The organism is Lentilactobacillus hilgardii DSM 20176 = ATCC 8290 (assembly GCF_000159315.1).
GTDB classification, from domain to species: domain Bacteria; phylum Bacillota; class Bacilli; order Lactobacillales; family Lactobacillaceae; genus Lentilactobacillus; species Lentilactobacillus hilgardii.
Genome location: NZ_GG669995.1, coordinates 191,973 through 201,852, shown reverse-complemented (window position 1 = coordinate 201,852; position 9,880 = coordinate 191,973). Strand labels below are relative to the sequence as shown.

General features: G+C 39.8%; 10 protein-coding genes and 1 other annotated feature. Of the genes, 3 read left to right on the top strand and 7 right to left on the bottom strand.

Annotated elements, in window-relative coordinates:
* Positions 1-265 precede the first annotated feature (265 nt).
* Both tyrS and HMPREF0519_RS10595 read right to left on the bottom strand, forming a co-directional pair.
* The gene (gene tyrS, locus HMPREF0519_RS10600) at positions 266-1,522 is read right to left on the bottom strand and encodes a tyrosine--tRNA ligase (protein ID WP_003558418.1); all 1,257 of its coding nucleotides are present in this window, start codon (positions 1,520-1,522) and stop codon (positions 266-268) included.
* A gap of 46 nt (positions 1,523-1,568) precedes the next feature.
* Positions 1,569-1,774 (bottom strand) — a binding site (T-box leader).
* Between the two features lie 51 nt (positions 1,775-1,825).
* Complete coding sequence (locus HMPREF0519_RS10595; RefSeq protein WP_003558417.1) at positions 1,826-2,479, bottom strand: zinc metalloprotease; 654 nt, start codon at positions 2,477-2,479, stop codon at positions 1,826-1,828.
* Positions 2,480-2,701: 222 nt separating this feature from the next.
* Between HMPREF0519_RS10595 and HMPREF0519_RS10590 the strand changes: the two genes are divergently transcribed.
* Entirely contained in the window at positions 2,702-2,911 is a 210-nt protein-coding gene (locus HMPREF0519_RS10590; protein ID WP_003553078.1) for a DUF4649 family protein, read from the top strand.
* Between the two features lie 166 nt (positions 2,912-3,077).
* On the opposite strand, the gene HMPREF0519_RS10585 is transcribed toward HMPREF0519_RS10590, so the two are convergent.
* Complete coding sequence (locus HMPREF0519_RS10585) at positions 3,078-3,521, bottom strand: MerR family transcriptional regulator (protein ID WP_003636099.1); 444 nt, start codon at positions 3,519-3,521, stop codon at positions 3,078-3,080.
* A gap of 295 nt (positions 3,522-3,816) precedes the next feature.
* Here HMPREF0519_RS10585 and HMPREF0519_RS10580 point away from each other — a divergent pair, with 295 nt between their 5' ends.
* Complete coding sequence (locus tag HMPREF0519_RS10580; protein ID WP_003636094.1) at positions 3,817-4,017, top strand: hypothetical protein; 201 nt, start codon at positions 3,817-3,819, stop codon at positions 4,015-4,017.
* A gap of 107 nt (positions 4,018-4,124) precedes the next feature.
* Here the strand turns inward: HMPREF0519_RS10580 and HMPREF0519_RS10575 are convergent, their stop codons facing one another.
* The 4 genes from HMPREF0519_RS10575 to HMPREF0519_RS10560 form a co-directional block, all read right to left on the bottom strand.
* Positions 4,125-4,988: an NAD(P)-dependent oxidoreductase gene (locus tag HMPREF0519_RS10575; protein WP_003636092.1), complete on the bottom strand. Its 864-nt coding sequence runs from the start codon at positions 4,986-4,988 to the stop codon at positions 4,125-4,127.
* Between the two features lie 15 nt (positions 4,989-5,003).
* Positions 5,004-6,008, bottom strand: coding sequence for a dTDP-glucose 4,6-dehydratase (gene rfbB, locus HMPREF0519_RS10570; protein ID WP_003636090.1), 1,005 nt, complete (start codon positions 6,006-6,008; stop codon positions 5,004-5,006).
* A gap of 137 nt (positions 6,009-6,145) precedes the next feature.
* On the bottom strand, positions 6,146-6,652 hold the full coding sequence (locus HMPREF0519_RS10565) for a hypothetical protein (RefSeq protein WP_003558408.1): 507 nt from the start codon (positions 6,650-6,652) through the stop codon (positions 6,146-6,148).
* A 318-nt stretch (positions 6,653-6,970) separates the two neighbouring features.
* Complete coding sequence (locus HMPREF0519_RS10560) at positions 6,971-8,140, bottom strand: iron-containing alcohol dehydrogenase (RefSeq protein ID WP_003553069.1); 1,170 nt, start codon at positions 8,138-8,140, stop codon at positions 6,971-6,973.
* 533 nt (positions 8,141-8,673) lie between these two features.
* On the opposite strand from HMPREF0519_RS10560, the gene HMPREF0519_RS10555 reads away from it, so the two are divergent.
* Positions 8,674-9,807 carry a trans-sulfuration enzyme family protein gene (locus tag HMPREF0519_RS10555; protein WP_003558404.1) on the top strand — a complete coding sequence of 378 codons (1,134 nt, stop codon included), beginning with the start codon at positions 8,674-8,676 and terminating at the stop codon, positions 9,805-9,807.
* The last annotated feature ends 73 nt before the right edge of the window (positions 9,808-9,880 follow it).

Sequence of the window (9,880 nt, the reverse complement as noted above, 5' to 3'; positions counted from 1 at the left end):
TTGCCTATCAAAGCGCTTGTTCATCGCTTTTGACAACTATTTAATATTATCAGATTTTCAATTGAAATGCAAGCAGTTTTTTGAAAGAAACAAAACTTGAATTTGGCATTGAAAGTCGATTGCTTTAACGCAACGAAAACTAGTTTACCAAGATTTCGAAAGCTGGTCAAGTACAAATTGTAAACAACTTAAAATGACTGTTCCATTCGACAATGCAAATGGAATTGGTATACGCTCAAAAGCGCTTTGCTGTTAAGGAACAACCCTACTTTACGCGGGCTAAGAAATATCGTTTCTTTCCCCGTCTAACAATAACAAACTTACCATCAAATTTATCAGATGGATTGATTTCAAAATCAGTGTCTTGAATCTTTGCACCGTTAATTCGAATCGCACCATTATTGATATCTTCACGAGCTTGGCGACGAGAAGATTCAATTTTGGTTGCGTCAACAAGCCATTGAACAATATTCAATGGTTCTGAAGACACATTAACCGTCGGCATATTTTTAAATCCCTGTTCGATTTCAGTCGTCGTCAGATCAGCTACTTCACCCGAGAAAAGTGCCTTCGAAATTCGTTCAGCTGATTCAACCGCCTTTGGTCCATGAACAAACTTAGTCACTTCTTGTGCAAGTCTTCTTTGCGCTTCTCTTTTTTCCGGATGGGTTTGAACCTTCTTTTCCAAGTCATCAATCTCGGTCTTGTCCAGAAAAGTAAAGTATTTCAGATATTTAACGACATCGCGGTCATCCTGGTTAAGCCAGAATTGGTAAAATTCGTAAGGCGTTGTTTTTTCCGGATCAAGCCAAACATTGCCGCCCTCGCTTTTACCGAACTTGGTGCCATCGGCTTTAAGCAAAAGCGGAATTGTCATCCCGTAAGCCTGAGCATCGGACCCTTCAACCTTATGGATCAAATCAATTCCAGACGTGATATTGCCCCATTGATCGGCCCCGCCCAATTGTACCTGAACATCGTTGTAGCGGAATAAATGCAGGAAATCGACTCCTTGCAAAATTTGATAAGTAAATTCAGTAAAGGAAATGCCGGCTTCCAGACGACTTGCAATAATTTCCTTGCGAATCATCGTATTAATGTTAAAAAGTTTTCCATAGTCTCGTAAGAAATCAAGTAACGACATTTTCGACAGCCAATCGTAATTATTCACGATTTCAAAAGAACCATCCTGTCCAAACAATTTTTCCATCTGGTGTGTCAGAGCTTCCTGATTATGATGAACCTGATCCATGGTTTGAAGAACCCGTTCTGACTTCTTACCACTTGGATCACCAATTGACCCGGTTCCGCCACCAATAAGAATAACCGGATGATGCCCGGCTAATTGGAACCTTTTCAAGATCATAAACGGGATTAAATGTCCGATATGCATACTGTCTCCCGTTGGATCAATACCAACATAGAGGCCGACAGATTTTTTATTAACCAAATCATACAATCCATCATGATCCGTTTCCTGATTGATTGCACCGCGCCATTTCAAATCGTCTAAAATGTTCATTCCAAATATCCTCCCAAAATAAAAAATCCCCGGCAATCAATAAATTGCCAGGGACGAATTTTTCCGCGTTACCACCCAAGTTACTACTTAAAAAAGCAGTCTCTTCATTCATTGGTAACGAAATGACTCGTCTATATAAGAATAGAAAGCTCCGTAAACGTAATTTCATTAATTGACCGCTTAGCTCCCATCACCCGCCAAGTTTCTGACTTCTCGATCAATTAAATACTATATTTACCTCATTGCTTCAAACACGATAACCTAATCATAATTGTTGAACGAAGCGTTGTCAATTCAATCCGATCAAAGTTTTCCATGGAGCATTTGTTGATAGTAAAGCCCAGGATTAGACCGATATCCGTTAAATTCAACCTGTGACATACTTCTCGTATTTGCCAGACTCCATTTTGCTAATTTAACGTCGAATTGCTGAATTCTTGTTGAATAGCTGCCCCCCATAATCGTATGCTTCCTAAATGCAGCTCTTAACGATGGATTCGAGTAATCATATAAATCTCTTGTCCCAAATGTATGACCGAGCTCATGAATAACCACTGCCTGTTTCTTTTCGTCATTGTACCGACTCATCCACGAACGGTTCAAAGCAATGACACCACTGTTAATCTCGGCCATCCCCGCATATCCTTTATCCAAATGATTGGTTGCTGTAAAAACCAAACGGGATGTCCCTATATCAGTACCCGGTTGTAAAATAGGCCTGCCCAATGCTCGATTCCACTTGGCAACCGCAGTTTTGATCTCTTTTTGATACTTACCCGCATCAGGACGAATGTAGTAGTGAATCGTTCCTTGATGTGTTAAATTCTTCGTCCCGTGCATCTCAGGCGTAAAAGTCACTGTCTGAGCCAAGGCCGGTTTTTGTACAAACGTTGCAACCCCAACCAGACCTAATAAAATGATCCCTACAATCGCCAAAAAATGATTTGGTTTAAACATTTAAATCCCCCATTTAAATATTCCCCTGTTAATAAACGCCAACTTGTTTTGTTGTTATAAGTATCATATCAAGCATAAATTAATTGTGCAAAATTAAACTCTCCATTTTATCCATTTGATGATAAAAGCCAAACGACAAGTTAGTTGTATTTCAAAAATTGAACCTCTAAAATTAAGGTGGTTTTGAAATGAAATTCTTTAATGGAAAGAAAGTGACATACAATGCTCAAAATTGTTTATCAAAATGGAACCTCTCACGAAACCATTGACTATAAATCTGCCGCTGATTTTATGGCAAATCAGCGCTTGGAGGTTCCCGATTTAGAGGATTATTATAAAATCGACAGTGTGACGTTGGATGGAAACCCCATTGAGTTGGATGATAAAACAATTATCGGTTTATACAAAAAGTTTGATAATGAGGGCGATTAATACAACTGATTAGCAGGTTAGATGGCTATTTTTGATTATTAATCATGTGGTCGCCTATGATCATTCAAAAAGAATCCAGGTGAAGTTGCGTTTAAGCGCAATTTTACCTGGATTCTATCTTTAACTTTGAGCGTCTAACAACGACTCAAAGCTCATCATAACAATGTCATTTCGACTCTTTTAAATCCTCTACCTTAAAATAGGTTTTATTGCCTTCAACAATGCCATAAACCCGCTGTTTACGCTCATCATTTTTAAACCCGAAATCAATGACGCTTCGTTCATTCGACACATCGACTCCCTGAAGTTGAGCCTTTATAAAAGTACGCAAAACCGGCATTTGTTTTTCAAATTCCTTTGCCTTTTCAACCGCTGCCTGTAAAGTAAATCCTTGAGTTAAGTAGCGCTGAATATGAAAGATCAAAAAAAGTGTATGAAACGAGTATTGGCGTTGCGTTCCTTTTTGCTGTTCGATTGGTGCTATATAATTCTGTTCTTCCCAGTACCTCAATTGTCTACCCGAAACACCGGTGATTTGTTGAACCTGACCAATTCCAAAAATTAATTTGTTACTGTCTATAAGCGGTTCATTTGAATTCTCTTTTGTCATTTTTTCACCTTTTTAAATCTGCACCGAAAAAAGCTTTCGACACACACTATGTCGTTATAGCTGGTTAAACCCACCAATTGTTACACATAAGTGCCGCCGTTTGCTACGACACAGTTTCTTAAAGTACTTATTAAGTATAAATGATAATTGATCATTTGACCAAGCAAAATTACTTAACAGTGCATCTCCGATCACATATTTCATATACAAAAGATCGATTAACAAAATATAATAAAAACACCTGCCCAAAATTTGTTATAATGCTTGCGTATCTACATTGAAAGGACTGGAAAAAATGGGATTTTCACCAAAACTAATAGTAGCCGATTTATCATTGATTCTATCAATTGCTATTTCGTTTTATATCCAATCAAGTCATCTTGAAGACAACGTTAAGATCGGTCTCATCATTCTTGCAAGTATTTTTCTAACAATTTCCGTTGTGATTAACGTCGTTTCTGCCATTCAAAAACGACGTGAGCGCAAAAATAAATAGCTTTACAAATAGGTTCAGGTCTAAAATAGGCCCGCCTTTTTTATTTAACCCATAAACCATTACTCAGTTGCGCTTAATTAAAGAACGCTCTAGAAATATAACAATACTTACTTATCATAAATTTTAATAAGTCCCTGGGTACCTAAATTGCCTAAATCAAACTGATCAACCATTGCTTCATACAGATCTTTAGCCTTTTGCGTAGCCGGCAGCTGAATCTCCATTTCATCGGCTGCATCCAATGCAATCCGCAAATCTTTCAAAAAATGCTTTGCATAAAAACCCGGTTTTAAATCATCCTTTAAAATTCTCGGGCCATAGGTTCCCATACTCCAATTAGCAGCACCACCGCCTTGAATGGTTTTGATCATTTGTGCCTGATCCAAGCCGGCTGCTTTAGCAAAGATCAGCGCCTCTGTTAGGCCTGTCATCGTTCCAGCAATCATAATTTGATTAGCCATTTTTGCATTTTGTCCCTGACCAGCGCCACCAAACCGCGTAACCGATGTCCCCATTGCATTGAAAACCGGCAGTACATGTTCGTATGCAGCCTGCTGACCGCCAACCATAATTGTAAGTGAGCCGTTTCTAGCACCAACATCACCACCTGAAACCGGGGCGTCCAACACATCAATTTGACGGTCCTGACCGGCACTGAAAATTTTCTTAGCCAGAACCGGAGAGCTGGTCGTCATATCTATTAACGTCTCGCCAGGCCTTGCTGTCTCAAAAATGCCATTATGGCCAAAATAAACTTCCTCGACATCCTTGGGGAATCCAACAATCGTAATCACAACATCACTGACTTTGGCAACGTCAGCAGGCGTTTGCTGCCAGCTTGCCCCATGATTCAGCACTTCTTGTGCATGGGCTTTGGTTCGATTGTAAACGGTGACCTCAAAATTGGCCTTGAGAAGATTATTAATCATCCCCGTTCCCATAACACCTGTTCCAATAAATCCAATTTTCATATCAATTACCCCGTTTCATCTATTCTTTACCTTTTTGAGCAACGGCTGCCACCTTTCCGGATGAATAACATACCAATCGATCACATCTCCCATGCCAATCTCAAAACTAAATTCCGGCCGCCACCCCAACTCGTGTCTGATCTTCGAATCATCAATCGCGTAGAGTTGGTCGTTGGCAGGTCGATCTTTCACAAATGTCACTTGTGGGTGGATCACAGCCAGTTGTTTTTCAATTATTTTAACAATCTGTAAGTTTGTTTTATGTTGACGTCCTGCGATGTTATAAATCTGACCGGGTTTGCCATTGCTCATAACCATTTCAATTGCCCGACAGTTATCTTGGACATTCAGCCAATCCCGTTTATTTTGACCATTACCATATATTGGTAGCTTTTTTCCACGCAAAGCAGCAGTCACCATCAAAGGGACCAGTTTTTCAGGAAACTGATATCGGCCGTAATTATTAGCAGATCGGGTTATACAAACCGGCGTGCCAAATGTCTTAAAGTAGGAAAGTGCCAATAAATCGGCAGATGCTTTAGTTGCCGCATATGGTGAACTTGGATTAAGAGGGGTCTGCTCGTCAAAGCGCGTTTGGGCAGGTGTGCTGCCATAAACCTCATCAGTCGAAACCTGCACAAATTTAGCGAGGTGATACTCCCTAGCAACTTCCAATAACGTATTGACACCCTCAATGTTGGTGTGAACAAATGGTGTTGTATCAATAATTGACCGATCAACATGTGATTGGGCTGCAAAGTTCACAATAACGTTAATTTGATAATTGGACACCACTTTTTTGATGGTCTCTTTATCAGCAATATCACCCTTTATAAACCGATAAGTCGCCCCTTCGTGAATATCGTCTAAATTATCTAAATTACCCGCGTAAGTTAAAGCGTCAAAATTAATTAAACGATCGCTTTGACGATGACCTAAAAGCAGATGAATGAAGTTTGACCCGATGAAACCAGCCCCGCCGGTCACCAAAATATTCAACAGCAACACCTCCTCGTGCAATGAAAGAACTAATTATAATGTATCATATATTTTTAAAAAAATTAGAGAAAAAGAAGCCAACCCATTAAGCATCAGCTCATGTTGACTTCAATTATAAAACTGGTTATAAACAACATTTTAAACTTGTCTTGGATCTCCTAATCGTCCTCTATGGCATCTTCATTAACCCAGTATTTCTGAGATGAAGCACTTTTGGCCGTTCTGATTCGATAAAAGTCCTCTGCTTCGCGTTCACCATCATCGTCACGATAATATGCTTTTGCCTTCATGTCAACGTAAACCTTTTTCCCAATACGCGCTTTTATCCGGCTCCATTTATAGGTCCGATTATTCTTTTTGGCGCCTGGTACATAGCGATAAAGCTTTTCTTCTCGGTAATCATCATCTAAAACCGTTTTAAAGTTCACCTTTGTATACCTCACACGGTATACCCGTGATGGCCGAAAATCAAGCGACTGAATTTGATTGGCACTCAAGACGGATCCACTGCCATATTTAGTATCGGTCGTTGTTTTGACAGTATTATTTTGAGCTTGAGCTGCCTGTTTCGACTCACTTTGATTATCTGAACTTAATGAAAATCCAACGATCCCCAGTGGAATCAAAAACAGCAGTCCTACGTCGGTTAAAATATGTCGTTTCATTAATAAAACCTCCAGACTATGACTTGTCGATTGGTCACTCACTCGTCATTTTTTCGTTACACTTATCATTAGCATAATAATAACCAAATAAAGCGGAGAAAGTATGAAGAATCAATGAACTTTTAACCTCTTTTCCAGTCAAACCCTTAACGAGGAAAAAAGTCACACAGGGAGCTTTTCAACTAAGTAATGGTTATCGTTTTGACACAAAAAGGATTAAGGCAAAAGCTACTTTTGTCTCAATCCCTAAATTCAGATGACTCATGTTGGTCGTTATGACGCAAAAGCCTTTGAAATTCTCTTAAGTTTTTTTACAACTTATTTTTGATCATATGCTTCCTGGAATAATTGAACAATTTCTTCTTTGGTTCCTTTACGAGGATTTGAAAAGGCGTTACCGTCTTTAAGCGCATTCTCAGCCATCAATTCAAAATCTTCCGGTTTAGCACCAATTGCTTTAATGCTTCGAGGAATCTTGACATCATCACACATTTGGCGCATTGCTTTGATGGATAAGTCGGCAGCATCCCTTGTGGATAATCCGTCCGTATTTTCACCCATAATTTTAGCTAATTGTGCAAATCTTTCCGGTGCGGCAACAATATTATACTTTTCAACAATTGGAAGTAACATTGCACAGCAAACACCGTGTGGCGCATCATATTGACCGCCCAATTGATGGGCCATTGCATGAACATATCCCAAATCAGCATTGTTAAAAGCCATACCACCCAACATTTCAGCTTCAACCATTTTGGTGCGGGCTTCAATGTTGTGACCATTAGCAACAGCTTCACGAAGACTTTCTTCAACCAATTTAATTGCTTGAATGCATTGACCATCCGTAATTTCATTTCGGTTGGTTGAAACATAAGGTTCAATTGCCTGAACAAATGTATCCATCCCTGTTGCAGCCGTCAATGATGCCGGAACATCCAACATTAACATTGGATCATTAAATGATACCAATGGAATATTTCGCCATGACACAACAACAAATTTCAATTTAGTTTTTTCATTTGTGATCACACAATGACGGGTCAGCTCCGAACCGGTCCCGGCGGTTGTATTAACAGCCATCAATGGTGGCAATGGATTTTGCAGCGTTTCGATTCCGGCAAGCTTGGTGATGTCATCACCGTTTGTCAAAATGATACCGGTTCCTTTTCCGGCATCATGTGAAGAACCACCACCAACAGTGATAATACTGTCACAATCATTATCTAAATAAACTTTCTTTGCTTCTTGAATATTTCGAATTTTTGGATTAGGTTCAACACCATCATAGATGGTATAAGGAACGCCAACTGCTTCAAGTGACGCTAATGTTTGAGCAACCGGTCCATTGTCCATTGACCGCAAAAACTTGTCAGTCACAATCAATGGCTTTTTCATATTTAACATTTTTGCACGATCGCCAATTTTCTTGATAACCCCTTTACCAAAGAAGTTGACACTCGGCATTAAGAAATCAAAGTTTTCTTTCATTGTAAAAGCTTCCTCCTAGATGGTTATGATTTGAACCAATTTCATAATAGCATTTTCATATGAGAATGTAAACACTTTCACAATCTTTCAACCCATTTTTTTTGCATTGATTCTGTTAGCAGTTTAGTTTAAAATGAAGGAGATTTTAATGAATTAAAGCTTTGATGAGAAGAGTAGGTTTAGTAGCCGGTTAAGAGAGTTTCGGCAGCTGTAAAGAAACCCGGCGACTAAAAAGAAGATGAGCTCGGAGCCTGTGTGGCGGTCCTTTGGCTGACACATCGTTTGCATACGTTACCTGCAAGAGTATAAATTGGCTTAATTAATCATTGCCTCACACCGGTGCTGACTGGTGCGATTTTCGTTGAGAACAATGATTGTGCAGTAAGCCCGACTAAACACTCACTGAGTCCAACATTGTGAAATGGTGGTAAAATCAGGTGGTATCGTGAATAAACCGTCACCCTGAAAATGATTTTTCGTTTTCCGAGTGGCGGTTTTTGCTTTATAAACTATTTTTTGGAGGATTCTTTGACATGACTAAGAAGAAACATTTTGATATTGACACACTATTAGCACAAGCAGGAAACCGGGATAACCACGACCAGTTCCATTCGATTTCAACACCGATCTATCTATCGTCCAATTTTCGTCACCGGGACTTGGAAGATGTTGAGAACTTTGACCCGGAAAAGCAATATTCATATTCCCGTCTTTCAACACCTACCAGAAAAGTATTGCAGGATACCCTGGCTAAACTTGAAAACGGCGCAAAGGCCTTCGCTGTGAGTTCGGGTATGGCTGCCATTCAGCTGGTCTTTTCACTCTTTAACTCTGGAGATGAAATTATCACCTCAGATGATTTATACGGTGGCTCATTTCGTTATTTTAACTACCTGACCGAGCACTATGGTATTAAATTCAATAAGTGGGATGGAAAGAGTTACGATACCTTGGCTAGCCTAATCACGCCTCACACAAAAGCCGTTTGGATCGAAACACCGTCAAATCCAACCATGAAAGTCATTAATATTCAAAAAGTTACAGATATCGCTCATAATAGCGACTCAAACATTCTAGTCTGTGTGGATAATACCTTTTTGACACCCATTTACCAACAACCAATTCGTGAAGGCGCCGATATTGTCGTTCATAGTGCCACCAAATACCTTTCAGGTCATAACGACATGCTGGCAGGGGCCGTTATCGCCAAATCAAAAGAAATCGGTGAAACACTGGAATTTAATTTCAATACAACCGGCGTCACGTTAGATCCTTTTGATTCCTGGCTACTGCTTCGAAGCCTTAAAACCCTTTCGGTTAGAATGCAACGACACACATCAAATGCAACATATGTTGCTGCCAGTTTGGCTAAATTGCCGCAAGTTGAAAAAGTACTCTATCCTGGGCAAGGTGGCATGATCAGCTTTTACGTTCAAAACCGTAACCAGGTTGATCGACTGTTCAAACGGTTAAATATCATTTCATTTGCCGAAAGTTTAGGCGGTGTTGAATCGCTTCTCACGATTCCTTCGCTGCAAACACATCGAGACATGGCCAAAGCCGATCGACTTAAGCTGGGCATTACGGATGAATTGTTGCGTTTATCTGTTGGCCTTGAAAACCCGGAAGACTTAGCTGAGGATTTAAAACAGGCACTTGGCGACTGATGCTAAAATGATGAACCAATCAAAAACGGATGCTCCCCCCAACATTGTTGAGGAAAGCATCCGTTTTCTAAGT